This is a genomic window from Streptomyces sp. DvalAA-14 (assembly GCF_900091855.1).
In the GTDB taxonomy this organism is placed as follows: domain Bacteria; phylum Actinomycetota; class Actinomycetes; order Streptomycetales; family Streptomycetaceae; genus Actinacidiphila.
In genome coordinates, this window is record NZ_FMCH01000199.1 from 1 (window position 1) to 23,461 (window position 23,461).

25 protein-coding genes are annotated in these 23,461 nt (G+C 72.3%); 5 read left to right on the forward strand and 20 right to left on the reverse strand.

Going from position 1 to position 23,461, the window contains the following annotated elements; all coding sequences use genetic code 11:
• Positions 1-180: 180 nt before the first annotated feature.
• Genes GA0115240_RS09965 through GA0115240_RS09975 form a run of 3 tightly spaced genes read right to left on the reverse strand, consistent with a single transcriptional unit; the run spans position 181 to position 2,662 of the window.
• Positions 181-1,161: an ABC transporter substrate-binding protein gene (locus tag GA0115240_RS09965; protein ID WP_093736303.1), complete on the reverse strand. Its 981-nt coding sequence runs from the start codon at positions 1,159-1,161 to the stop codon at positions 181-183.
• Entirely contained in the window at positions 1,158-1,898 is a 741-nt protein-coding gene (locus tag GA0115240_RS09970; protein WP_093736304.1) for an ABC transporter permease, read from the reverse strand. Before GA0115240_RS09970 ends, GA0115240_RS09965 begins: the two co-directional genes overlap by 4 nt.
• Positions 1,895-2,662: an ABC transporter permease gene (locus tag GA0115240_RS09975; protein WP_093736305.1), complete on the reverse strand. Its 768-nt coding sequence runs from the start codon at positions 2,660-2,662 to the stop codon at positions 1,895-1,897. Before GA0115240_RS09975 ends, GA0115240_RS09970 begins: the two co-directional genes overlap by 4 nt.
• 186 nt (positions 2,663-2,848) lie before the next feature.
• Here GA0115240_RS09975 and GA0115240_RS09980 point away from each other — a divergent pair, with 186 nt between their 5' ends.
• Entirely contained in the window at positions 2,849-4,003 is a 1,155-nt protein-coding gene (locus GA0115240_RS09980; RefSeq protein ID WP_093736306.1) for an ABC transporter ATP-binding protein, read from the forward strand.
• Positions 4,004-4,068: 65 nt separating this feature from the next.
• Here GA0115240_RS09980 and GA0115240_RS09985 read toward each other — a convergent pair whose 3' ends face one another.
• From GA0115240_RS09985 to GA0115240_RS10020, 8 genes are all read right to left on the reverse strand, one after another.
• On the reverse strand, positions 4,069-4,497 hold the full coding sequence (locus GA0115240_RS09985) for a rhodanese-like domain-containing protein (RefSeq protein ID WP_093736307.1): 429 nt from the start codon (positions 4,495-4,497) through the stop codon (positions 4,069-4,071).
• Positions 4,497-5,051 carry a cysteine dioxygenase gene (locus tag GA0115240_RS09990; RefSeq protein WP_093736308.1) on the reverse strand — a complete coding sequence of 185 codons (555 nt, stop codon included), beginning with the start codon at positions 5,049-5,051 and terminating at the stop codon, positions 4,497-4,499. Before GA0115240_RS09990 ends, GA0115240_RS09985 begins: the two co-directional genes overlap by 1 nt.
• A gap of 235 nt (positions 5,052-5,286) precedes the next feature.
• A complete protein-coding gene (locus GA0115240_RS09995) occupies positions 5,287-5,781 on the reverse strand; it encodes a DUF3180 domain-containing protein (protein ID WP_093736309.1) in 495 nt (164 codons plus the stop codon).
• 59 nt (positions 5,782-5,840) lie between these two features.
• Complete coding sequence (gene folK / locus GA0115240_RS10000) at positions 5,841-6,446, reverse strand: 2-amino-4-hydroxy-6-hydroxymethyldihydropteridine diphosphokinase (RefSeq protein ID WP_370673312.1); 606 nt, start codon at positions 6,444-6,446, stop codon at positions 5,841-5,843.
• A 38-nt stretch (positions 6,447-6,484) separates the two neighbouring features.
• A complete protein-coding gene (gene folB / locus GA0115240_RS10005; RefSeq protein ID WP_093736311.1) occupies positions 6,485-6,844 on the reverse strand; it encodes a dihydroneopterin aldolase in 360 nt (119 codons plus the stop codon).
• A 4-nt stretch (positions 6,845-6,848) separates the two neighbouring features.
• Positions 6,849-7,370 (reverse strand): nuclear transport factor 2 family protein, encoded by a 522-nt coding sequence (locus tag GA0115240_RS10010; RefSeq protein ID WP_093736312.1) that lies wholly within the window; start codon positions 7,368-7,370, stop codon positions 6,849-6,851.
• A complete protein-coding gene (folP, locus tag GA0115240_RS10015; protein ID WP_093736313.1) occupies positions 7,367-8,239 on the reverse strand; it encodes a dihydropteroate synthase in 873 nt (290 codons plus the stop codon). The genes GA0115240_RS10010 and folP overlap by 4 nt, the downstream gene beginning before the upstream one ends.
• Before the next feature lie 16 nt (positions 8,240-8,255).
• On the reverse strand, positions 8,256-10,148 hold the full coding sequence (locus GA0115240_RS10020) for a phosphatidylglycerol lysyltransferase domain-containing protein (RefSeq protein ID WP_093736314.1): 1,893 nt from the start codon (positions 10,146-10,148) through the stop codon (positions 8,256-8,258).
• A gap of 156 nt (positions 10,149-10,304) precedes the next feature.
• Between GA0115240_RS10020 and GA0115240_RS10025 the strand changes: the two genes are divergently transcribed.
• The gene (locus GA0115240_RS10025; protein ID WP_093736315.1) at positions 10,305-11,513 is read left to right on the forward strand and encodes an alpha/beta hydrolase; all 1,209 of its coding nucleotides are present in this window, start codon (positions 10,305-10,307) and stop codon (positions 11,511-11,513) included.
• Here the strand turns inward: GA0115240_RS10025 and folE are convergent.
• The 6 genes from folE to dacB form a co-directional block, all read right to left on the reverse strand.
• Positions 11,497-12,105: a GTP cyclohydrolase I FolE gene (gene folE / locus GA0115240_RS10030; RefSeq protein WP_093736316.1), complete on the reverse strand. Its 609-nt coding sequence runs from the start codon at positions 12,103-12,105 to the stop codon at positions 11,497-11,499. The genes GA0115240_RS10025 and folE overlap by 17 nt on opposite strands.
• A 146-nt stretch (positions 12,106-12,251) precedes the next feature.
• Positions 12,252-14,303 (reverse strand): ATP-dependent zinc metalloprotease FtsH, encoded by a 2,052-nt coding sequence (ftsH, locus tag GA0115240_RS10035; protein ID WP_093736317.1) that lies wholly within the window; start codon positions 14,301-14,303, stop codon positions 12,252-12,254.
• Between the two features lie 222 nt (positions 14,304-14,525).
• Complete coding sequence (hpt, locus tag GA0115240_RS10040) at positions 14,526-15,065, reverse strand: hypoxanthine phosphoribosyltransferase (protein ID WP_093736332.1); 540 nt, start codon at positions 15,063-15,065, stop codon at positions 14,526-14,528.
• Between the two features lie 34 nt (positions 15,066-15,099).
• The gene (gene tilS, locus GA0115240_RS10045; protein ID WP_093736318.1) at positions 15,100-16,095 is read right to left on the reverse strand and encodes a tRNA lysidine(34) synthetase TilS; all 996 of its coding nucleotides are present in this window, start codon (positions 16,093-16,095) and stop codon (positions 15,100-15,102) included.
• Between the two features lie 435 nt (positions 16,096-16,530).
• On the reverse strand, positions 16,531-17,688 hold the full coding sequence (locus tag GA0115240_RS10050; RefSeq protein WP_093736319.1) for a zinc-dependent metalloprotease: 1,158 nt from the start codon (positions 17,686-17,688) through the stop codon (positions 16,531-16,533).
• Positions 17,689-17,829: 141 nt separating this feature from the next.
• Positions 17,830-19,038, reverse strand: a complete 1,209-nt coding sequence (dacB, locus tag GA0115240_RS10055; RefSeq protein WP_256069638.1) for a D-alanyl-D-alanine carboxypeptidase/D-alanyl-D-alanine endopeptidase — start codon at positions 19,036-19,038, stop codon at positions 17,830-17,832.
• Positions 19,039-19,341: 303 nt separating this feature from the next.
• On the opposite strand from dacB, the gene GA0115240_RS10060 reads away from it, so the two are divergent.
• Positions 19,342-19,836, forward strand: coding sequence for an inorganic diphosphatase (locus GA0115240_RS10060; protein WP_093736320.1), 495 nt, complete (start codon positions 19,342-19,344; stop codon positions 19,834-19,836).
• 122 nt (positions 19,837-19,958) lie between these two features.
• Here GA0115240_RS10060 and leuE read toward each other — a convergent pair whose 3' ends face one another.
• Positions 19,959-20,615, reverse strand: coding sequence for a leucine efflux protein LeuE (gene leuE / locus GA0115240_RS10065; protein WP_093736321.1), 657 nt, complete (start codon positions 20,613-20,615; stop codon positions 19,959-19,961).
• A gap of 188 nt (positions 20,616-20,803) precedes the next feature.
• On the opposite strand from leuE, the gene GA0115240_RS10070 reads away from it, so the two are divergent.
• Complete coding sequence (locus GA0115240_RS10070) at positions 20,804-21,478, forward strand: maltokinase N-terminal cap-like domain-containing protein (protein WP_093736322.1); 675 nt, start codon at positions 20,804-20,806, stop codon at positions 21,476-21,478.
• Between the two features lie 52 nt (positions 21,479-21,530).
• Here GA0115240_RS10070 and GA0115240_RS10075 read toward each other — a convergent pair whose 3' ends face one another.
• Positions 21,531-22,091: a MarR family winged helix-turn-helix transcriptional regulator gene (locus GA0115240_RS10075; RefSeq protein WP_370673311.1), complete on the reverse strand. Its 561-nt coding sequence runs from the start codon at positions 22,089-22,091 to the stop codon at positions 21,531-21,533.
• Positions 22,092-22,167: 76 nt separating this feature from the next.
• Here GA0115240_RS10075 and GA0115240_RS10080 point away from each other — a divergent pair, with 76 nt between their 5' ends.
• Positions 22,168-22,905, forward strand: coding sequence for an SDR family NAD(P)-dependent oxidoreductase (locus GA0115240_RS10080; RefSeq protein ID WP_093736323.1), 738 nt, complete (start codon positions 22,168-22,170; stop codon positions 22,903-22,905).
• 133 nt (positions 22,906-23,038) lie between these two features.
• On the opposite strand, the gene GA0115240_RS10085 is transcribed toward GA0115240_RS10080, so the two are convergent.
• Positions 23,039-23,404, reverse strand: a complete 366-nt coding sequence (locus GA0115240_RS10085) for a YbjQ family protein (RefSeq protein ID WP_093736324.1) — start codon at positions 23,402-23,404, stop codon at positions 23,039-23,041.
• Positions 23,405-23,461: the final 57 nt, after the last annotated feature.

Here is a 23,461-nt window from a genome sequence, read left to right on the forward strand (position 1 = left end):
CGGGGGTGCGCAGTTCCCCGCGCCCCTGGGCCCGGTTCCCCCTCCCCGGGGCGCAGCCCTACCCCTGGCGGGGGTGCGCAGTTCCCCGCGCCCCTCGGGCCCGGTTCCCCTCCCCGCGGCGCAGCCGCCCCGCGCGCCCCTGGGGTCCGGTTCACCCTGCTCGCGGCGCAGCCTTACCGGCTAGGGGGTCAGGCCCTTGGACTTGAGGTAGGAGGAGGCTACGTCGGCCGGCTTGAGGCGTTCGCTGTCGACCTTTGCGTTCAGGGTGGTGAGGTCGGCGGTGGTGAGGACCGCGGTCAGTTTGTTGAGGGCGGTGGCGACGGCCGGGTCGCCGGCGTGCTGGGCGTTGACGACCGGCAGAACGTTGTCCGCGTTCTGCAGGTGCTTGTCGTCGGTGAGCAGCACCAGGTTGTACTGGCCCAAGGTGGCGTCCGTGGTGGTGGTCAGCACCAGCTGGTCGGTGCCGTCCTTGACCGCCTGCTTGGACTGCGGGGTTCCCACGCCCTTGGGGTCGATTCCCTTGACGTCGATGCCGTAGGTGTTCTTCAGACCGGGCTCGCAGAACGGCCGGTCGGGGCATTCGTCGCCCGCGGCCAAGGTGACCTTGACCTTGGACGCGCCGAGGTCGGAAAGCGTCTTCAGGTGGTTCTTGGCGGCGAAGTCCTTGGTGACCGCGAAAGCGTTCTGGTCCACCGCCTGGCCGGCGGGCAGCACCTTCAGGCCGAGCGGCGTGGCCAGCTTGGTCAGGGCGGCCACGGTGGAGTTCACGTCGCCGGAGGCGACCGGCTTCTTGGCGGCCTGCGCGGCGCCGTTCACCTTCGCGTTGAGGAATTCCGCCAGGGTGGCCGCGTACTCGGGCACCACGTCGATCTGGCCCTTTTGCAGGGCGGGTTCGTAGAGCTCGCGGTTGGCGACCGTCCGCACCGAGGTGTGGTAGCCGGCGTTCGAGAGCAGCTGGGAGTACAGCTCGGCCAGTACCGCGCTCTCGGTGAAGCCGGCCGAACCGATCACCAGGCTGCCTTTGCCGCCGCCGGCTCCCGCCGAGGAGGGCGAGTCGTCGGCGCCCTTCTTCTCCAGGCTCTTGCCGCCGCAGCCGGCCGCGCCCGTCAGCAACAGGGCGGCGGCGAGGGCCGTACCGGCGACGCGTACACGTCCGTTCATGGGTTCAGCACTCCAGACACATCGGATACATCAGACACATCAGACAGTTGGGACGAAAGGCCGCCGCCGGGGCGATCGCGCCGCCGCATCGGGTCGAGCAGCCGCTCCAGGACGAGGAAGACGCCCTCCACCAGCAGGGCGAGGACGGCGACCAGCACCGCGCCCGCCACCACCTGCGCGGTGATCTGCCGGTTGAAGCCGGCCGTGATGATGCGGCCCAGGCCGCCGAAGCCCGCCATCGCGGCGAGCGTGGCGGTGGCGACCACCTGGACGGCGGCGGACCGCACCCCCGTCCAGATCAGCGGGAAGGCGAGCGGCAATTCGATCCGGAACAGCAGTTGGCGGTCGGTCATCCCCATGCCGCGGGCCGCCTCGACCACGGCCCGGTCCGCTTCCCGCACGCCCACATAGGCGTTGGTGACCAGCGGCGGCACCGCGAACAGCACCAGCGCGACGATCACCGGCCAGTCGCTGCCGGAGCCGATCGCCACCAGCAGCAAGGTCAGCACCGCGAAGGTGGGGATGGCCCGGCCGATGTTGGAGATGTTGACGGCCACCGCGCCGCCCTTGCCGTAGTGGCCGAGGACGACGGCCCCCGGCAGGGCCAGCACCAGCGCGATGCCGAGCGAGACGCCGCTGAAGTACAGATGCTCCGACAGCCGGTGCAGCACCCCGTCGGAGCCGGACCAGTTGGCCTCGGTGGTGAGCCAGTGCCAGGCCCCGCTGACCGCGTTCATGCCGCCGCCGCCTTCTCCGTCTCGGCGTCGAGACCGTCGGCGCCCGCGCCGGCCTCGACGGGCGTGACCGGGCCGGCGGGTCGGCCGGCCCGGCCCCGGCCGCGATGCGTCCAGGGGGTGATCAGCCATTGCAGCCCGAGCAGCAGCCCGTCGGCGACCAGCGCGATCAGCACGCAGAGCACGGACGCCGCGAGCACCTGGGCCTTGAAGTTCCGGTTGATGCCGTCCAGCAGCAGATTGCCCAGCCCGCCGTAGTCGATGATCGCGCCGACCGTGGTCAGCGCGACCGTGGAGACGGTGGCGATCCGCAGGCCGGCCATCACCGCGGGCAGCGCCAGCGGCAGCTCCACCGCGAACAGCTGCCGGGTGGGGCCGTATCCCATCGCGCGGGCCGCCTCCCGTACGTCCTCGGGCACCGCGGCCAGGCCGGCCAGGATGTTGCGGACGAGGATGGTCAGCGAGTACAGCACCAGGCCCGTCACCACCAGTGACGGCGAGATGCCGAACACCGGCAGCAGCAACGAGAACATGGCCAGCGACGGCACCGTGTACAAGACGGTGGTGACCGCCAGCACCGGGCCGGCCAGCAGCCGCCAGCGGCGGGCGACCAGGGCCAGCGGGAAGGCCACCAGCAGGCCGATCGCGACCGACGCCGCGGTGATCCAGATGTGCTGGATCACGGCGTCGGTGAGTTCCGGTCGGTAGCTGCGCAGATATTCCCCGCATATCCAGTCGTTCGCCACCATGCAGTTCTCGGATGCCATGTGTCACCACCTCCCCGGGTGTGCCGCGGGTATGCCTCGGCCGATCTCGGATGAGCCTATCGTTGGGGAGTGACAATCGAGACACGCGCCATACACCTGCAACATTGCCGCCATATTCGATCAGCGGAGTTCGGCGGGTACGGCGGGTACGGTGAGTGCAGAGATCAGCCCGACAGTTGAGGACCCATGATCCGATTCGAGAACGTCAGCAAGCGCTACCCCGACGGCACCACCGCGGTGGACGACCTGTCGTTCGAGGTCAAGGCGGGTGAACTGGTCACGCTGGTCGGCCCGTCGGGCTGCGGCAAGACCACCACCATGAAGATGGTGAACCGTCTGATCGAACCGACTTCCGGGCGCATATATCTGGACGGCGAGGACGTGGCCGGTATCGAACCGGTAAAGCTGCGCCGCCGGATCGGTTATGTCATCCAGCAGGTCGGGTTGTTCCCGCACAAGACGATCCTGGAGAACACCGCCACCGTGCCGGCTCTGCTGGGCTGGAAGAAGGCCGCGGCCCGGGAACGCGCCGCGGAACTCCTGGACTTGGTCGGTCTCGATCCCCGGACGTTCGGTTCGCGTTATCCGGATCAGCTCTCCGGCGGTCAGCAGCAGCGGGTGGGCGTGGCCCGGGCGCTGGCCGCCGATCCGCCGGTGCTGCTGATGGACGAGCCGTTCGGCGCGGTGGACCCGGTGGTGCGCGAGCGGTTGCAGACCGAGTTCCTCAACCTCCAGGAGCGGGTGCGCAAGACGGTGCTCTTCGTCACGCACGACATCGAGGAGGCGGTTCGTCTCGGTGACCGGATAGCGGTCTACGGCACCGGCCGCATCGAGCAGTTCGACACCCCGGCGACCGTGCTGGGCGCTCCCGCGACGCCGTACGTGGCCGAGTTCGTCGGCTCCGACCGCGGCCTGAAGCGGCTGTCGGTCACCTCGATCGAGCCGACCGACCTGGAGCAGCCGCCGACCGTCCGGCTCGACGACCCGGTGGCCGCCGCGGCGGCCCGGCTGCGCGAGGAGGACGCCCGCTGGGCGGTGGTGCTGGACGCCCGGGGCGAACTGCACGGCTGGGTGCCGGCGGAGGCGCTGGCACTGGCCAAGGGCGGCTCCGTCCGCGAGCACGCCCGGCGGATGGAGGCGTGGGTGCCGGTGGGCGCCCCGCTGAAGCAGGCGTTCGCGGCGATGCTGCAGTACGACGCCGGCTGGATCGCGGTGGTGGACGGCGCCCGCTTCATGGGCGTCCTCACCCCGGCGCGGCTGCACGAGGCGCTGCGGCGCTCCATCGACGCGGATTCCGCCGGGCTGGAGCGGGCGGCGGTCACCATCGAGTCGGTGGGCTAGGAAGCCGGCCCCCCGAGAGACAAGGGCCCGAGAAAAGGTCCGGAGAGAAGAGGTCCGGAGCCGGGCTAAGGGCCCTGCTGCCCTATGTGCGCCGTCGGGACGGTCGGCCGGCCGTCCGGCGGTGTCACGGGCAGTCCGGCCTCCCGCCAGGCCTGGAAGCCGCCGTCGAGGTCGGTGGCCCGGTGCAGGCCGAGGGACTGGAGGGAGACCGCGGCCAGCGAGGAGGCGTACCCCTCGTTGCAGATCACGATCACCGGCAGGTCGTGGCCGACCGCCTGCGGGACCCGGTGCGGGCTGAGCGGGTCCAGGCGCCATTCGAGTTCGTTGCGCTCGACGATGACGGCGCCCGGGATGGTGCCGTCGCGGTCGCGCAGCGCGGCGTAGCGGATGTCCACCAGCAGCGCGCCGTCCGAGGCGGCCGCGGCGGCCTGGGCGGGGCCGAGCCGGCTCAGCCCCGCCCGTATCGCGGCCAGTTGCCGCTCGATGGACGGCATCACCACTCCTCGGGCTTTTCCACCAGTTCCAGCCGCAGGGTGCTGCCCTTGCGGCTGTAGCGCCGGATCAGCGGCAGGGGCGGGTAGTAGGCGTGCACGGAGACGGCGTGGCCGGTCGGGGAGCGGTTCTCGACCTGGTGGACGTGGGAGCGGCCGAACGCGCGGCCGGCGCCCTCCGGGAGGATGCGTTCGCGGTCCAGGTCCTCGGCCAGTTCCAGGGAGCGCCAGCCCTCGGTGGGCAGCGGTACGGCCAGGGACGACTCGGTGAGTTCGCCGGCCGCGGTCACGAAGACGCCGTAGGAGCCGCCGTGGTCGTGCCAGCCGGTCTCGGCGCCCGGTGGCCAGCCGATGAGCCACGCCTCGGCGCCGCCGGGGCCTTCCAGGCGTACCCAGGTGCGGCCTTCGGGGTCGAGCGGGAGTTCCCCGACCAGGGCGTGGTCGGCGGCCACCTTGCGGGCGAAGTCCAGCAGGTCGGCGGCGGTGGGCGCGGTGGGGGAAACGGTGGGAGCAGCGGTGGTGGGGCCAGCGGTGGAAGCGGCGGTCGGCGTCGTCATGGGAGCACCCCGGGGAGAGATCGCGTCGACACACGGCTCACAGCAGGTGAGCGGACGCGAAGGTGAACGGCGGGCCGGAGGCGCGCGTCAGCGCGCGGCCGTACACACGCAGCCGGCGTACCGGAGCAGGTCCAGATGGACCCTCCGGTGCAGCCGCAAGCCGATGCCCTTCACGCTACGGACTGAATCACGCCAAAGGCTCGGTGGTCAAGCCGGAACCACCCTTGCCCCAGGGTCACCGCTGGTGCTGGCGCACCGGCATCTTCGGCGGGTCCTCGTCCTCGGGCAGCTTGCAGACCCGCTCCAGGAACAGCGCCGTCGCGATGACGCCGACCGCGGCGAGCACGGTGAGGCCGGCGTAGATCGCCTGCTCGCGGCGCGGGTCCATGTCGAGCTTGTACATGGCCAGGTAGACGCCGGCGCCGCCGTAAAGCCCCGCCACCAGCGCCGCGACCAGGGCGCTGGCCTGGCCGAAGACCACCGAACGGGCCGCGGCCAACGGGTCGACGCCCTTGGCGCCGGGGCGGCGCTCCCGCTGCGCGCGCAGCCGGGAGCGCAGGGACAGCCCGGTGGCGTAGAGCGAGACGGCGATCAGCGCCAGGACGATCGGCGCGGCCACCGGCACTCCGGGCAGTGTCCCGAAGGTGTCCCACAGATGGGCGACCGACCACGAGAGCACCAAAGCGACGGCGAAGACCCCCGCCAATGTCCTGATCCGCAGCGTCCTCACCGAGTGCCCGCCTCCACCTTGTGTGCTCGTCCTCGCCCTGTACCGCTCCGTATCAACGTTTACTCGGGCAGTCGGAGTTCCACGTCGGACCGGTGCCGTACCCCCGAGGTGTCGACGGCCGCGATCAGTTCGGCCACCGGACCGTGGCCGGGCAGCTCCGCGGCCGGATCCACGTCCTGCCAGGGTACGAGGACGAAGGCGCGTTCGTGGGCCCTGGGGTGCGGCAGCGTCAGTATCGGGTCGTCCGAGCGCACGCCCTGGTAGGCGACGATGTCGACGTCGATGGTGCGCGGGCCCCAGCGCTCGGTGCGGACCCGGTGGTACGCCTCCTCGATCGCGTGGCCGCGTTCCAGCAGCGCGTCCGGCGGCAGCGTGGTGCGGACCAGCAGGATCGCGTTGAAGTAGCGGGGCTGGGTGCCGGCCTGGACGCCCCACGGGTCGGTCTCGTAGACCGGCGAGACGGCGCGGACCCGGACGCCGGGGGTGTCCTCCAGCGCGTCGATGGCGCCCTGCATCGTCTCCAGGCGGTTGCCGATGTTGCTGCCGAGGGCGATCACGGCGGTCTTGGGGTTGCTCAGCGTGGTGTCGGCCGCGTCGACCCGGGCCACCACGGCTTCGGGTACGGGCTGGACGGTGGGGTCCCCGGTGGGACGATCGCCGTCGATGCGGCCGTTCCAGCCGGGGTACGCGGGCTTGTCCGCGGTCACGGGCGTCTCCGGGTGATGGTCACGGTCACGTCGTCGAAGGGCACGGTGATGGGGGCTTCCGGTTTGTGCACGGTCACCTCCACCTCCTGGACCAGGTGATGCTCCAGGCAGGCGTCGGCGATGCGCTGGGCCAGGGTCTCGATGAGATCGACGGGCGCGCCCGCGACGACAGCGGCGACCTGCTCGGCCAGCACACCGTAATGCACCGTCCTGGTGAGGTCGTCACCGGCCGCCGCGGGCGCGGTGTCCAGGCCGAGGGCGAGGTCGACGACGAAGGTCTGGCCGTCCTCCCGCTCGTGCGCGAACACCCCGTGGTGGCCGCGGACGCGCAGTCCGCGCAGGGTCACCCGGTCCATCGGCTCAGTCCTCCGTGTCCGTGGCCGGGCCGCCGCCCAGCCCGTCCAGGCCGCCCGGTGCGTCCTCGGGCCCCTCCGGCTCCTCGCCGTCCTCCTCGTCGGCGAGCACCGGCGAGCCGTGGTGGACCCACAGCCGCCAGCCCTCGGGGGTCCGGCGGAAGACATTGGTGGCCACCACCAGGCCGCCGACCAGGGAGCCGGCCGAGCCGTCCTCCTCGGCGGGGCCGCCGGTCAGGATGTTCTCGGTGCAGGTGACCAGCGCGGTGTCGCCGTCGACCGCGACCTCGACATCGGTCAGGAAGAACTGGATGTACTCGGTGTTGGCCATGATCAGCGCGTAGGAGCGCATCACCTCGCGGCGGCCGCGCAGCACCGGCCAGCCGGGGTGCACCACGGTGACCGACTCGGCGAGCGGCCCGGTCAGCACCACCGCTTCCAGCGCGTCCAGGTCCGAGTTCTCCACCGCGTCGTAGAACGACTGGTTGGCGCGCTCGGCGGCGCGGCCCTCGGCGGTCCGCGGCGTCACGCGGCGGCCTCGATGGCGCGGGCCACGCGGACCGCGTCCGCGCTGGCGCGCACCTCGTGCACCCGGACCGCCCAGGCGCCCTCGCGGGCGGCGATGGCGGTGACGGCGGCGCTGGCCGCGTCGCGCTCCCTGGCCGGGGGCGGGTCGCCGGCCTCCGCGGCCAGGATGCGGCCGAGGAAGCGTTTGCGGGAGGCGGCGACCAGCAGCGGGCGGCCCAGTTCGCGCAGCTCGGCGAGGTGGGCGAGCAGCGTCAGGTCGTGCCCGGCGGTCTTGGCGAAGCCCAGGCCCGGGTCGAGCACGATCCGCGCCGGGTCCATCCCGCCGTCCAGCGCCCGGCGCAGGCCGCTGCGCAGTTCGGTGCGGACCTCGGCGAGGACGTCGTCGTAGACCGCCCGGTTGTTCATGTCGATGCTCTGGCCGCGCCAGTGCATGAGGACGAAGGGCACCGCGGCGGCGGCGACCACCGGGATCATGGCCGGGTCGGCGAGGCCGCCGCTGACGTCGTTGACCAGCCGGGCACCGCCGGCCACCGCCTGCTCGGCCACCGAGGCGCGCATGGTGTCGACGCTGACCAGTACGCCGGCGGCGGCGAGCTCGCGCACCACCGGGACCACCCGGCGCAGTTCCTCGGCCTCGTCCACCCGTTTCGCGCCGGGCCGGGTGGACTCGCCGCCCACGTCCACCAGGTCGGCGCCCTGCGCCACCAGGTCCAGGCCGTGCTTGACGGCCAGCTCGGGGTCGAACCAGCGACCGCCGTCGGAGAACGAGTCAGGAGTGACGTTCACCACGCCCATGACCGCGCAGCGGTCCCACTCCGGCAGCCCGAGCGGGCCGGTCCGGCCCTGTGACGTACTCCTGGACGTAACCATGCGCCCAGCGTACGGGTCAGGCGACCACGCTTTTCGTGCGCGGGTCCGGGGTGGCGCCGGTCGAACCGGTTTCGGCCGCGTAACCGCACGGCTTGTGGTGCGCGAGCCGTCCGGCGCGTCCCGGCAGGAAGCGCTGGAGGGCGTCGGGCAGCGGCAGGGACAAGGTGACGAAGCCTTCCGCCTGCATGATCGCGAAGCCGATCCGCGGCAGGTCCCGGGAGTTGGGGAAGACCAGGAAGCGCGGCACCCACTCGGGCTGGAATTTCGCGTTGAACTTGTACAGCGACTCGATCTGGAACCAGCGGGACAAGAAGACCAGCAGGCCGCGCCAGCCGCGCAGCACCGGGCCGGCGCCGATCCGCTCGCCGCGGGCCAGCGCGGAGCGGAACATCGCGAAGTTCAGCGACACCCGGGCCACGCCCAGGTCCGGCGCCTGCTGGAGGGCGGCGACGATCAGCAGTTCGTTGAGCCCGGGGTCGGCGCCGCGGTCGCGCCGCATCAGCTCCAGGGACATCCCGTCGGCTCCCCAGGGCACGAAGTGCAGCACGGCGCGCAGATCGCCGAGCTCGGGGTGCGCGTCGCCCTCCTCGCGCTCCTTGTGCGCGGTGACGACGACGCAGTCGCCGTCGGCCTGCTCGCCGAAGCGGCCCAGCGCCATCGAGAAGCCGCGTTCGGTGTCGGTGCCGCGCCAGGCGTCGGCGGCCAGCCGGACCTGCTGCTTCTCCGGCTCGGACAGCTCCCGCACCCGGCGCACCCGGCACACGTATCCGGACCGCTCGATCCGCTTGGCCATCTGCCGCACATTGCGCATCGCGCGGCCCTCCAGCGTGAAGGACCCGGTGTCCACGATGGCCTCGTCCCCGAGTTCCAGGGCGTCCAGGCCGGTCTCGCGGGTCCACACCTCGCCGCCGGTCTCGCTGCAGCCGACCACGGCGGGCAGCCAGGCGTGGGCGCGGGCCAGCGCGACGAAGCGGTCGATGGCGCCGGGCCAGGCCTCCACGTCGCCGATCGGGTCGCCACTGGCCAGGGCCACGCCGGACACCACCCGGTAGCAGACGGCCGCCTTGCCGCTGGGCGAGAACACCACCGACTTGTCGCGGCGCAGCGCGAAGTGCCCGAGCGAGTCGCGGGCGCCGTGCCGGGCCAGCAGGGTCCGCAGCCGGATCTCGTCCTCGGCGCTGAGTTCGGCGACCGGCCGGGCGGGGCGCAGCAGCAGGTAGGCGGTGGAGCAGGCGATGAGCAGGCCGAGGCCGCCGAGCGAGTAGCCGACGACGTCGCCGACCCGTTCGCTGGTGTAGTGCACCGGACCCTCGAAGCCGAACAGGCCGTACAGGACGTGCCGGCAGCGGTCGGTGAAGCCGGGGTTGCCGGTCTCGGACCGCGGGTGGGCGCTGGTGATGATCAGGCCGAGGCAGAAGGCGAGGGCGCTGAGGCCGAAGAAGTTGACCGCGGCCCGCCAGCGGGTGCGCGGGTCGGACAGCGCGGTGAACTGCGTGCGGTGCTTGATCAGCAGCGCCAGCAGGGCCAGCGACACCGCCGCCCCGAAGAAGGAGTGCCGGTAGGCCACCTGCGAGGCCGCGGCCACCGGCAGCAGCGACACCGCCGCCCACCAGGCCCGCTGCTTGCCGCGCTTCAGGCCGTGGGCCAGCATCAGCAGCAGTATGCCGCTGACCACGGAGGTGGCGGCGGCCAGTGAGCTGACGGTGCCGGGGAAGACCGCGGCCAGGGCGTGCATCCGCCCGTTGCGGAACGCCGGGAACACCGCCGACACCACGTCGAGCAGTCCGATCACCGCCGCCGCGGTACCGATGATCTTCGGCACGGCCGTGGAGCGGGGCAGCCGCCGTCGCCGGACCGGGCCGGGTCGCGGAACCCGGCCGGGGCTTTCGCCCTCTACCTGTGCAGACATGGGTCACCAAACCCCAGCATCACCGGGAACCACGGGAGGCGACCCGCAATCTGCTCCGGTACGAATATGTGCGCCCTGTAGGACGAGGACCTGCCTCTCCGGGTTCCCTTCCGGTCGGGCGCGTCGGGGCGCGAGACGGAAAGTACACCTGCCGCCATGGGTCTCACCAGTAAAAAGATCGTCCTGCTGGTCGTCGTGCTGGCCCTGCTGCTGTTCGGCGCGACCGTGTGGCTGTGGCCGCGGCTGGCCCGGCGCGGGGTGGGTCCGGTACTCGGCCGGGTCGCGATACTCGCCGCCACCCAGCTGGCGATGATCGCCGCCCTCGGTCTGGCCGCCAACTACAGCTTCGGTTTCTACGCCTCCTGGGCCGATCTGTTCGGCCGGGAGACGACGCCGGGGGTCGTGGTGGACGATGCCACGGGCGGCGCGGCGCGGCAACTGCGGGTGGACGCCCGGCTGGTGGTCAACGTGCCGGGCGGCAGCGTCGCCCGGGTCGGCGGCGAGCTGCAGCGGGTGACGCTGGGCGGCGGCGTGTCCGGGATCTCCGCCACGGCCTACGTCTACCTGCCGCCGGAGTACTTCCGCGAGCCGCGGCGGACCTTCCCGGCCGCGGTGGTGCTCACCGGCTACCCGGGGGTCGCCCGGGCCCTCTACCAGCGGATGCGGTACCCGGCGATCGCCGCCGAGCAGGTCCGCCGGGGGCAGGAGCAGCCGATGGTGCTGGTGATGCTGCGCCCGACGGTGGTGCCGCCGCGCGACACCGAGTGCGTGAACGTGCCGCGCGGGCCGCAGACCGAGACCTTCTTCGCCCGGGACCTGCGCACGGCCGTCCTGGCCCACTACCGGGTCGGGGCCGGCGCCCGCAGCTGGGGGATCATCGGGGACTCCACCGGGGGCTACTGCGCCCTCAAGCTGGCCCTGCAGGACCCCCGGTCGTACAGCGCGGCCGTGGGCCTGTCCGCGGACTACGCGGCCCCCGAGGACCCGACCACGGGTGATCTGTTCGGCGGCAGCGCGGCGGTACGGCGGGCCAACGACCTGGACTGGCGGCTGCGGCACCTGAGGCGGCCGCCGGTGAGCCTGCTGGTGACCAGCAGCCGGCACGGGGAGCACAACTACCGGTCGACCCTGCGGTTCATCGGCCTGGTGAAGGGGCCGACCCGGGTGTCCTCGATCATCCTGCCGACCGGCGGCCACAACTTCACCACCTGGGCCCGGGAGATACCGGCGTCGCTGCGCTGGCTGGCCGCGCACCTGGTCCCGGACGCGCCGGGGCCGGCGAAAGCCGGGCCGACCGCACCCGGCCGGGTCGTCCCCGGGCAGGCCGTCCCCGGACAGGCGACCCGGATCAGCCGCGTCCGATGATCAGGCTCATCGCCTCGGCGCGGGTCGTCGGGTTGAGCAGCTGACCGCGCACCGCGGAGGTGATGGTCTTCGCGCCGGGCTTGCGGACCCCGCGCATCGTCATGCACATGTGCTCGCACTCGATCACCACGATCACCCCGCGCGGCTCCAGGATGCGCATCAGGGCGTCGGCGATCTGGGTGGTGAGCCGCTCCTGCACCTGCGGACGGCGGGCGTAGACGTCCACCAGGCGGGCCAGCTTGGACAGCCCGGTGATCTTGCCGCTGGTGGAGGGGATGTAGCCCACGTGGGCGACCCCGACGAAGGGCACCAGGTGGTGCTCGCAGGACGACATCACCTCGATGTCCTTCACCAGCACCATCTCGTCGTGCCCGATGTCGAAGGTGGTGGTCAGCACGTCCTCCGGCTCCTGGCGCAGTCCGGAGAAGATCTCCCGGTAGGCGCGGGCCACCCGCGCCGGGGTCTCGCGCAGTCCGTCGCGCTCCGGGTCCTCACCGACGGCTATCAGCAGTTCCCGGATCGCGGCCTCGGCCCGCTTCTCGTCGAACTCCCCGATGGTGCTCTCACCGTCGAGTGTCACGGGATCGATCATGAGTGCCTCGTTCCTTGTGCCGGCCCGGGATTCTGGCGTCCGGGGCCGCCGCGGTCCCAGGACGTGGCTGCGGCCCCAGAGGCTAGAACCCTGGGGCCGCAGTACGCATTCCGGACCTTCCCGGGCATGCGGTGGAACAGTGCTGCTCAGCTCTCCGGACGGTCCTCCGGCGGCAGGTCCACCGGCTCGGTGGGCTTGGCCGGCTTGGTGGTGGACACCGGGCCGTTGCCGTTGGCGGGCTGGGCGCCGTTGGTCAGCGCCAGCTCACGCGGCGAGAGCACCGGCGGCCGGGTCGACGGGGAGCGCCGGGCGGAGCCGGTCCAGGCCGGACGCGGCGGACGCTTGACGATCGGGGCGAAGACCTCGGCGATCTCCTCCTTGTTGAGCGTCTCCCGGTCGAGCAGGGCCAGCACCAGGTTGTCCAGGACGTCCCGGTTCTCGACCAGGATCTCCCAGGCCTCGTTGTGCGCGGTCTCGATGAGCTTCTTGACCTCTTCGTCGACCAGCCCGGCGACCTCTTCCGAGTAGTCGCGCTGGTGACCCATCTCACGGCCCAGGAACGGCTCCGAGTTCTCCGAGCCGAACTTGATCGCGCCGAGCCGCTCGGTCATGCCGTACTGCGTGACCATGGCGCGAGCGGTGGCGGTGGCCTTCTCGATGTCGTTCGAGGCGCCGGTGGTCGGGTCGTGGAAGACGAGTTCCTCCGCGGCCCGGCCGCCCATCATGTACGCGAGCTGGTCGAGCATCTCGTTGCGCGTGGTGGAGTACTTGTCCTCGTCGGGCAGCACCATGGTGTAACCCAGGGCGCGGCCGCGGGACAGGATCGTCACCTTGTGCACCGGGTCGGAGTTGGGGGAAGCCGCCGCGACCAGGGCGTGTCCGCCCTCGTGGTACGCGGTGATCTTCTTCTCCTTGTCCGACATGATCCGGGTGCGCTTCTGCGGGCCGGCCACCACACGGTCGATGGCCTCGTCCAGCGTGCCGTTGTCGATGACCTTCTTGTTGCTCCGGGCGGTCAGCAGCGCCGCCTCGTTGAGCACGTTGCTCAGGTCGGCGCCGGTGAAGCCGGGGGTCCGGCGGGCGACGGCCATCATGTCGACGTCCGGCGCGACCGGCTTGCCCTTCAGGTGCACATTGAGGATCTCCAGGCGCCCCTGCAGGTCCGGCGGGTCCACCGCGATCTGGCGGTCGAAGCGGCCCGGGCGCAGCAGCGCCGGGTCCAGGATGTCCGGCCGGTTGGTGGCGGCGATCAGGATCACGCCGCCCTTCACATCGAAGCCGTCCATCTCGACGAGCAGCTGGTTCAGCGTCTGCTCGCGCTCGTCGTGGCCGCCGCCGAGACCCGCGCCGCGGTGCCGGCCGACAGCGTCGATCTCGTCGACGAAGACGATCGCCGGGGCGTTCGCCTTGGCCTGCTCGAACAGGTCACGGACCCGGGAGGCACCGACACCGACGAACATCTCGACGAAGTCGGAACCGGAGATCGAGTAGAACGGCACGCCGGCCTCACCCGCGACAGCACGGGCGAGCAGCGTCTTGCCGGTACCCGGGCGGCCGTAGAGCAGGACGCCCTTGGGGATCTTCGCCCCGACGGCCTGGAACTTGGCGGGTTCCTGCAGGAACTCCTTGATCTCCTGGAGCTCCTCCACCGCCTCGTCGCAGCCGGCCACGTCGGCGAACGTGGTCTTGGGGGTGTCCTTGGTGATCAGTTTCGCCTTGGACTTCCCGAACTGCATGACGCGCGAACCGCCGCCCTGCATCTGGTTCATCAGGAAGAGGAAGACCACCACGATGAGCACGAACGGCAGCAGCGACAGCAGGATGCCGACGAAGGCGTTCTGCTTCGACTGGGAGACGGTGTACTTGTCCGGCAGCGAGACGCCGCGGACCTTGCCGTCCACGATGTTCTGCAGGTTCCGGGCGATGTCCGAGCCCTGGTTGCCGATGTAGCTGGCCCTGACCTTGCTGCTGCCCTCGATCTTGATGCCGTTCCGGAGCTGGACCTTGATGGAGTTGTCGTCTCCGGTCGTCAGCTGGGCGGATTTGGCCTGATTGGTATCGATTGCGTGCAGTACCGCGCCGGTGTCCACCGTTTTGAAGCCGCCGCCGGACCCGACGACCTGCATCAGCACGACCACGGCGAGGACAGCCAGCACGATCCACATAACTGGCCCACGGAAATAGCGCTTCACGTCCATCCATGCGGGGCGATGTCGCCCCGTCCCTCCTGCCACAGTGAGGCACCGGCGTTTGATGGCGCCGCGTGCATCCGGTGTTGTATTGACCCGACCTTCGGACGGTACCCCAGCATTGTGACCCGAGGTTGCCGCCGACCGTTAACAATCCCGCTTTCCCCTGCTCCAACGGCGGGAAACCGGTCGGGGTTCCCGCCCCGCCCGGCGAGGGGCGGCATCCGGCCCTCAGCCGCCGTACACATGGGGTGCCAGGGTGCCGACGAACGGCAGGTTGCGGTACTTCTCGGCGTAGTCCAGCCCGTATCCGACAACGAATTCGTTGGGGATGACGAAACCGGTGTATTTGACGTCGATCCGGACCTTGGCCGCCTCCGGCTTGCGCAGCAGGGTGCACACCTCCAGCGAGGCGGGGCCGCGCGAGCCGAGATTGCTGATGAGCCAGGAGAGGGTCAGCCCGGAGTCGATGATGTCCTCGACGATCAGCACGTCCCGCCCGGCGATGTCGGTGTCCAGGTCCTTGAGGATACGGACCACCCCGGAGGACTTGGTGCCGGCACCGTAGGACGACACCGCCATCCAGTCCATCGTGACCTCGCTGGACAGGGCGCGGGCCAGGTCCGCCATCACCATGACGGCACCCTTGAGCACCCCGACGATCAGCAGGTCCTTGCCCGCGTAGTCCCGGTCGATCTCGGCGGCCAGCTCGGTGAGCTTCGCGTCGATCTCTGCCTTGGAGATGAGCACCTTTTCCAGATCGGCGCCCATGTCGTTCTCGTTCACACGCGGTACATCCTCAGGTCTACGACGGCGAGAAGAACAGTCTGCCATTCGCCCTGAGGACGGTGACGCCGCCCGGCAAGTTGAGCGCTTTCTGCCCCCGCCACGCCGTGACCAGGCGGTCCACCTCCTCGATGTGCCGGGCGAAGAGGAAGCCCGGCGGGGAACCTGCCGCGATGGCGCACCGGCGCAACACCCGGCGGCGGACGGCCGGGGGCAGCCCGTACAGCCGCAGGACGTCCAGGCTGCCGTCCTCGCCGGCCGCCTCGCCCTGGGCGTCGGCCGCCCACTGGTCGAGCGCGTCGGCGTCGTCCCGGGACAGCTGGGCGGTACGGGCCAGCGCCTCGACCACCCCCTTGCCGAGGGACTTCTCCAGGACCGGCAGCGCTTCGTGCCGGACCCGGGAGCGGGTGTAGGCGGGGTCGTGGTTGTGCGGGTCCTCCCACACGTCGATGCCCTGGGCCAGGCAGCCCTGCCGCACGGTGTCGCGGTCGAGCAGCAGGAAGGGCCGGCGGTAGCGGCCATTGGCGCCCGAGATCGCCGCCATGCCGGACAGCGAACGGGTGCCGGAGCCGCGGGCCAGGCCCAGCAGCACCGTTTCGGCCTGGTCGTCGCGGGTGTGGCCGAGCAGGATCGCCGCGGCGCCGCGGCGCTCGGCGGTGGTGTCCAGCGCGGCGTAGCGGGCATCCCGGGCGGCGGCCTCCGGCCCGCCCTGGCGGCCCACGGTCACGCCGACCGCGTCCACCGGGTCCAGGCCGAGCCCGCGCAGCCGGTCGGCGACCTCGACGGCGCGGCCGGCCGAACCGTCCTGCAGGCCGTGGTCGACCGTGACGGCGCCGGCGCGCACGCCGAGCCGGGGCGCCTCGAACGCGAGGGCCGCGGCGAGCGCCATGGAGTCGGCTCCGCCACTGCACGCGGCGAGCACGAGAGGTTGTGGGTCGGGGGACGCGGTGAGCACGTCGTGCAGGACGCGACGGACCGCCAGGCGTATCGCCGCGACCGTGGGGTGGGGTCCCATGTCCGGTTCCCTCCAGGGGAGGTGGTGAGGGGTTTCGCTGAGCGGGGCAGTGGGCGGGACGAGCAGGGTGGGTGACGCAGGGTATTCAGATGGTGACAGAAGACCGGCCATTACCCGAGCATCGCACGCGACACCCCACGTCTACGGTCCCTCGGACGGGTGAACCGGTTGTCAGACGGTCGCTTTCTGTGGTCATCCCACGCCGAGGGGGGCGGGCTTTGGCCATGGCTTCGACGGCATCGACAGCGTCGGCGGGTCCGGACGGGCTCCGGACGGGTCCCGGACGGGTCCCGGACGGGCTCCGGGGCGACCTCCTGCGGCTCCGCGGGCCGGCGCCGCCTTGCCGGGACCCGCTCGGGCCCGCTCCGGCCCGCTCATGAGTGCGGTGTGGCCGCCGGTCGTCTCCGGCGGCCACCGATCGGGAACGCGCCGGCCTCACTCGCCCCGGTTGTGCACCCGGGTGACCCATTCCGCGGGCTTGGCGATCTCCGCCTTGGTCGGCAGCGTGTTCGGCGAGGTCCACACCCGGTTGAAGCCGTCCATGCCGACCTCGTCCACCACCGCCCGGACGAAGCGCTCGCCGTCCCGGTACTGGCGCATCTTCGCGTCCAGGCCCAGCAGCTTGCGCAGCGCCTGGTCGAGCCGGCCGGCGCCGCTGGCCCGGCGCTGGGTGAACTTCTCCCGGATCTCGGCCACGGTGCCCACCACCTGCGGCCCGACGCCGTCCATCACGTAGTCCGCGTGGCCTTCGAGCAGCGACATCACCGCCGTCATCCGGGCGAGGATCTCCCGCTGGGTCGGCGTCTGCACCAGGTCCACCAGGCTGCGGCCGTCGTCCGCCTCGCCGTCGGCGTTCGCGTTCCCGCCGCCGGCGAAGGACTGCACGGCCTCCCGGACCCGCTCGATCACCGTCGACGGATCCAGTTCGGTCTCGCCGAGGAAGGACTGGATCTCGCCCTCGATGTGGTCGCGCAGCCACGGCACGGCGGAGAACTGGGTGCGGTGCGTCTCCTCGTGCAGGCACACCCACAGCCGGAAGTCGTGCGGGTCCACGTCGAGTTCCCGCTCGACGTGGACGATGTTGGGCGCGACCAGCAGCAGCCGGCCCGCTTTGGCCTGTCCCGGTCCGAGCTTCACCGGCCCGGCCGGCAGCTCCCGGGTGGGCGGCGCGAAGGTCTCGTACTGGCCGAGCACCCGGGAGGACAGGAAGCTCAGCAGCATCCCGACCTCGACGCCGGTCACCTTGCCGCCGACCGTCCCCAGCACCAGCCCGCTCGCCCCGCCCGGCCTTCGGGCCTGCATCTTGCCGAGCAGGGGCTTCATCACCTCGCGGAATCCGGCCACGTTCGCCTTCACCCACCCGGGCCGGTCCACGATCAGCACAGGTGTCCCGTGCGGGCTGGGTTCCGCGTCCCCGAACATCCGGGTGAACGCCCTGACGTGGGTCTCGGACGCCTGGGCGTGTTCCCGCAGCTCAGCCACGATCGCCCGGGCCTCGTCCCGGCTCACCTCAGGCCCCGGCCGTGTCAGCCGCTGTGCGGTCGCCACGGCGAGGTTCCAGTCGACCATCTCGCTTCCACCGATGCTCGTCATGTATTCACGGTACGTTGCCGCTCCGCCTTTAGGGGTTCCTCCCACGTCATCGGGCGGCTCCGGGCCCGTAATTCAGGCGGTTCCGACGAGGCGGGCGGTCGGCCAGCGGCCACGCGAGAAGGCCGGGCCGTGGGCCAGCCCTCAGGTCATCAGCGCGGAGGCCAAGGCGTCCAGGTCCATCTGGGCGGCGGCCGGGTCGTCGGCGTCCTGGGTCATGAAGGCGAAGGCGAGCAGCCGCCCGGCGGGGGTGACGGTGGTCCCGGCGATGGTGTTGGTCCCGGTCAGGGTGCCGGTCTTGGCGTGGACGAGGCCGGCCCCCGGGGTGGCGCGGAAGCGGGCGCCGAGGGTGCCGGTGAAGGCGGCGACGGGCAGCCCGGTGATGATCGGCCGCAGCTCCGGACGGGCCGGGGAGGCGGCCAGCGCGAGGATCCGGCTCAGCGTGAGCGGGGACAGGCGGTCCGCGCGGTTCAGGCCGCTGCCGTCGGTGAAGACCGCGCCGCCCAGCGGGACCGCGTCGCGGGTCAGCACGGTACGGATCGCCCGCGCACCGCCGGCGAAGTTCGCGGGCAGGCCGAGAGCGCGGGCCGCCTGCCGGGCCAGTGCCTCGGCCAGGTCGTTGTCGCTGTTGGTCAGCATCTGCTCCACCAGGTCGGACAGCGGCGCCGAGCCGTGCGCCGCCAGCCGCACACCCCCGGCGCCGCTGCCCGGCTGCGGCGCTCCCCCGACGGTGATGCCGCGCTTGGCGAGCAGCTGCGCGAAAGCGACCGCCGCCGCGCGGGCCGGGTCGGCCGCCCGCGGCGCCGGGCCGCTGCTGCTGCGGTCCAGCCGGCCCTCGCGCACCATCAGCCCGGTCACCGGCGCGAGGTTGTCGTTGGGCCCGATCGGGTGGAGCGCGGGCCCGGCGAAGAAGGAGGTGTCGTACGCGAGGGTGACGCGGGTCGTTCCGCGCGCCTTCAGCGCGGTGGCGGTGTCGTCGGCGAGGCCGTCGAGGACGAGGGTGGGGTCGCCGCCGCCGACCAGTACGATCCGGCCGGGGTCGGTGGCGCTGGTGACCACGTCGGTGGTCAGCCGGTGGTCGGGCCCGAGAGTGCTCAGCGCCGCCACGGCGGTGGCCAGCTTGGTGGTGGAGGCCGGCGTGGAGACGGCGGTGGCCCGGTGGTTGTAGAGCAGCCGCCCGCTGGCGACGTCCACCACGACGCCGGTCCGGACGGTGCCGAGGCCGGGCGCGGCGATGAGCTTGTCGAGCCGGGCGGCCAGGGTTCGGGCCGCGGTCGGGCTGACGGGAGCGGTGGCGCCCGCCGGTCCGGAGACACCGGCGGCGCCGGAGACGCCGGCGACCGGGACCGGCACCAGGACGGGCGCCGCGGCGGGCGGGGCGGCGGGCGGCGTTCGGGACGGGGCGGGCCGGCCCGGTCCAGCTGCCGGTCCCGGGCGACGGCCCAGGAGCGTTCCGCCGTACGCTGGCCGGACTCCCACGGCCCCGCCGCGGCGACCGTACCGGCAGCCACCGCCAGACCCACCGCGGCCGAGCCGGCCACGACCTGCCATGTCCTGCCGAGCGGCACCGACGACCAGCCCCTTTCGCGACCACCCCTAAGCGTGGGAGACACTTAATCACCCGCACTGAGCGCTGATTCATGGAGGAGTAGGGCCTTGGAGTTCGACGTCACGATCGAGATCCCGAAGGGTTCGCGGAACAAGTACGAGGTGGACCACGAGACCGGTCGTATCCGCCTGGACCGGAGGCTCTTCACCTCGACCAGCTACCCGGCCGACTACGGCTTCGTCGAGAACACCCTCGGCGAGGACGGCGACCCGCTCGACGCGCTGGTCATCCTGGACGAGCCGACCTTCCCCGGCTGCCTCATCACCTGCCGCGCCATCGGCATGTTCCGCATGACGGACGAGGCCGGCGGCGACGACAAGGTCCTCTGCGTCCCCGCGTCCGACCCCCGGGTCGAGCACCTTCGCGACATCCACCACGTCAGCGAGTTCGACCGGCTGGAGATCCAGCACTTCTTCGAGGTCTACAAGGACCTGGAGCCCGGCAAGTCCGTCGAGGGCGCCGACTGGGTCGGCCGCGCCGAGGCCGAAGCCGAGATCGAGGAGTCCTTCCGCCGCCTGAAGGACCACGGCCCGGGCCACTGAGCCCGCCGCGCTGACGCGCGAAGCCGGCTGGACCGGCTGGACCCGCTGAATCCGCCGAGGGGCGGGCCGGGAGCTTCTCCCGGCCCGCCCCTCGGCGTGCCCGCGGCACGCCCCAACCCGCCCTAACCCGCCCCGGCCAGCGAGAGCTTGGCGGCGAAGGCGAGGAAGACCGCGGCGGCGGTGGCGGAGAGGCCGGCGGCCAGGCGCCGGCGGCGGCGGAAGGCGCTGGCCAGATAGCTGCCGGTGAAGATGAGCGCGGACAGGTAGGTGATGCTGAAGAGCTGGGCCCAGGCGCCCAGCACCAGGAAGGACAGCGCCGGGTGCGGGTAGGCCGGGTCGACGAACTGCACGAAGAAGGCGACGAAGAACAGCACCGACTTGGGGTTGAACAGGCTCACCACGAGGGCCCGGCGGTATGGGCGTTCCGCCGGCTCGGCCGACGGGTCGGCGGCGGCGACGGTGCGGGCGGCGGTGCGGTTGCGCCACAGGTGCCGGGTGCCGCGGAGCATGCCGACCGCGAGCCAGGTGAGGTAGCCGGCGCCGGCGAACTTGACGATGTCGAAGGCGATCGGGCTGGCCTGGAGCAGGGAGGCGACGCCGCCGGCCGACAAAATCATCAAGGACAGGTCGCCGCAGACCACGCCGGCGGCGGCACGGTAGGCGACCCGCGGCCCGCGGCGGGCGGCGACCGACAGCACGTAGAGGGAGTTGGGGCCGGGCAGCAGCACGATCAGGGTCAGCCCGGCGAAGTACGTGGGAAGGTTCGTGGTCCCCAGCATGGCGTCAGTGTGGCATCCGCCCGCCCGTACGGCGCCGGGTTTTCCCCCTTCGCGGACCGGCGGCAACTGCCCCGGCCGCGGCGGCTGGCAGGATGACCGGTGACCACTGCCCCGGCCGCGGCGGCTGGCAGGATGACCGGTGACCACTGACCTGGTGGCCCGGACCGCCCGACCGAAAGGGCCGCGACATGGCCGTTATCCACCACACCACGCTGAACCCCGGCAAGCTGGACCTGCTGGCCCCGTGGCTCCCGACCCGGCCCTGGTACCGCGGTGGGGGCGAGCCGCAACTGGACAAGGCGGGCGGCTTCCGGCTGGACGACCCGGCGGGCGCGGTCGGGATCGAGTTCATGGCCGTACGCGACGTCTCGGGGGCCGAGCCGGTCACCTACCACGTACCGCTCACGTACCGGGACGCCCCGCTCGACGGCGCCGACCACGCTCTCATCGGCACCACCGAGCACGGCGTCCTGGGACGGCGCTGGGTCTACGACGGCGCCAACGACCCCGTGCTGGTGGCCCAGTTGCTCGCCCTCGTGCTCGGCGAGGCCGAAGCGCAGGCCCAGAGCGTCAGCGACACCGCGGACCCGTCGGTGGTCGGCTGGTCCGCGCAGGCCGGGCAGACGGCGGAAGGGGCCGGACTCACCGCGGTCACCGACGGCCCCCTCGGCACGGACCTGCTCGTGCTCGCCCCCGCCGCCTCGGACGGACAGCTGGTCGTCCGCGTCTCCCGGGTGCTCTCCCCGGAGGACTCCGGGGCATCCGAGGGTGGCCCCGTCGGCCACGTCACCGCCCAGTGGCTGCTCCCCGACGGCACCGGCGCCCGCGGCCGCTTCGCCGAGGTCCGCGGCGCGGCGCAGTAGCGACCACCGGAGCCCGGAGCACCCGGCGCCCGCCGCCCGGGCCGCCCGGCGCTCAAGGATCGAGTCTGCGCCGGACCGCCCCGTCCAACTTCTCCAACAACCCCACCAGCACGGTCCGTTCCGCCCCGGACAGACCCTCCACGAGGGACGCCTCGCGACCCAGCACGCTGTCCACCGAGTCCTCGACGAGGGCGTGCCCCGCAGGGGTGAGCGAGACCAGGACCGTCCGCCGGCCGCTGCTCCCGGCGGACCGGCGGACGAGGCCGTCACGTTCGGCGCGGGCGACGCGCTGGGAGACCGCACCCGCCGTGACCAGCGTGCTCCGGGCGATCCGGCGCGTGCTGAGGGCGTAGGGCGGACCGGAGCGGCGCAGCACCGAGAGCAGGTCCAAGGTGGCCGCGTCGATCCCGGCGGCGCGCAGCACGCGGGTGCGGTCGTCGGCGAAGAGCTTGGCCAGCCGCCAGATCGGCGTGACGATCTCGATCGAGTCGGTCGGGGTGCCCGGCCGCTCCCGCCGCCAGGCCGCCGCGATCTGCGCCGCCGAGGGGACGGCCCCGGTCCGCCCGTCGTCGTCGGGGGCCTCGCGCGCTTGGGCGTTCCGGGCTTCCTCCACCGTCGGGTCCCTCCGATCGCCTCCGCTATGTTTAGGTCTAAACGTAGCATCCGTGAGCTCGTGAGCAGGAGGACCCATGCCCCGAACCGTGCTGGTCACCGGAGCCACCAGCGGCATAGGCCGCGCCGTCGCCGCCCGTCTTGCCGCCGACCGCGACGGCCCGGCGGCCCGCGCCGAGGTCTTCGTCACCGGCCGCCACGCCGACAGCGTCGAGCGGACCGCCGGGGAACTGGGCGTGCACGGTGTCGTGTGCGACGCCACCGACCCCGGCCAGGTCGCGGCGCTCGGCCGCCGCCTCGGGCCGCGTCTCGACGTACTGGTCAACGCGGCCGGCGGCCTGCCCGACCCGGCGCCCGCCGACGCCGCACCCCTGGAAGCACTGCTCGGCCAGTGGCAGGAAGCGCTCGCTCAGAACCTGCTCGGCGCGGTGCTGACCACCGCCTCGGTCCAGGACCTGCTCACCGAGGGCAGCGCCGTCGTCAGCATCGGCTCGATCGGCGCCGAACGCCGGGGCGGTTCCTACGGCGCCGCCAAAGCCGCCCTCGCCGCCTGGAACGCTTCCCTGTCCGCCGAACTCGGCCCGCGGGGCATCACCTGCAACGTCGTCTCGGCCGGCTACGTCGCCGGCACCGGCTTCTTCCGCGGCCGGATGACCGACGAGCGACACCGCTCCCTCGTCCAGGAGACCCACACCAAGCGCCCCGGCACCCCCGACGACATCGCCGAGACCGTGTCCTTCCTCGCCTCCCCGGGCGCCCGCCACATCACCGGCCAGACCCTGCACGTCAACGGCGGCGCCTTCACCACCCGGTAGCGGTCCGTCCCGGCGAAGTCGCCCCGGACCGGGAAGCCCCCTGTACACCCGCGGCACCGACGGCTTCAGGTCGGAAGGGCACCGTCACCGTCGTGGCCGTCCGACGCCCAAGAGCCGGGGTCCGACGGTGGGATCAGTCCTTGGCCAGCACCACCGCCGTGCCGTAGGCGCACACCTCGGTGCCGATGTCGGCCGCCTCGGTGACGTCGAACCGCATGGTGAGCACCGCGTTGGCGCCGCGGGCGCGGGCCTGTTCGACGAGGCGCTCCATGGCCTGGTTGCGGGTCTGGACCAGCGTCTTGGTCAGGCCCTTCAGCTCTCCGCCGACCATCGACTTCAGGCCCGCGCCGATCTGGCTGCCGAGGTGGCGGGAGCGCACGGTGAGGCCGAACACCTCGCCGATCACCCGCTCCACCCGGAAGCCCGGGGCCTCATTGGTCGTGACGACGAGGATGTCCGCGCCCTGTTCCTGCCCACCGCCGAACTCTTCGATTCCCATACCGGAAGCCTGCCCCGGCGGGCGGGAGTACGCCTCCGGTCGCTCCGGCGGCTCGCA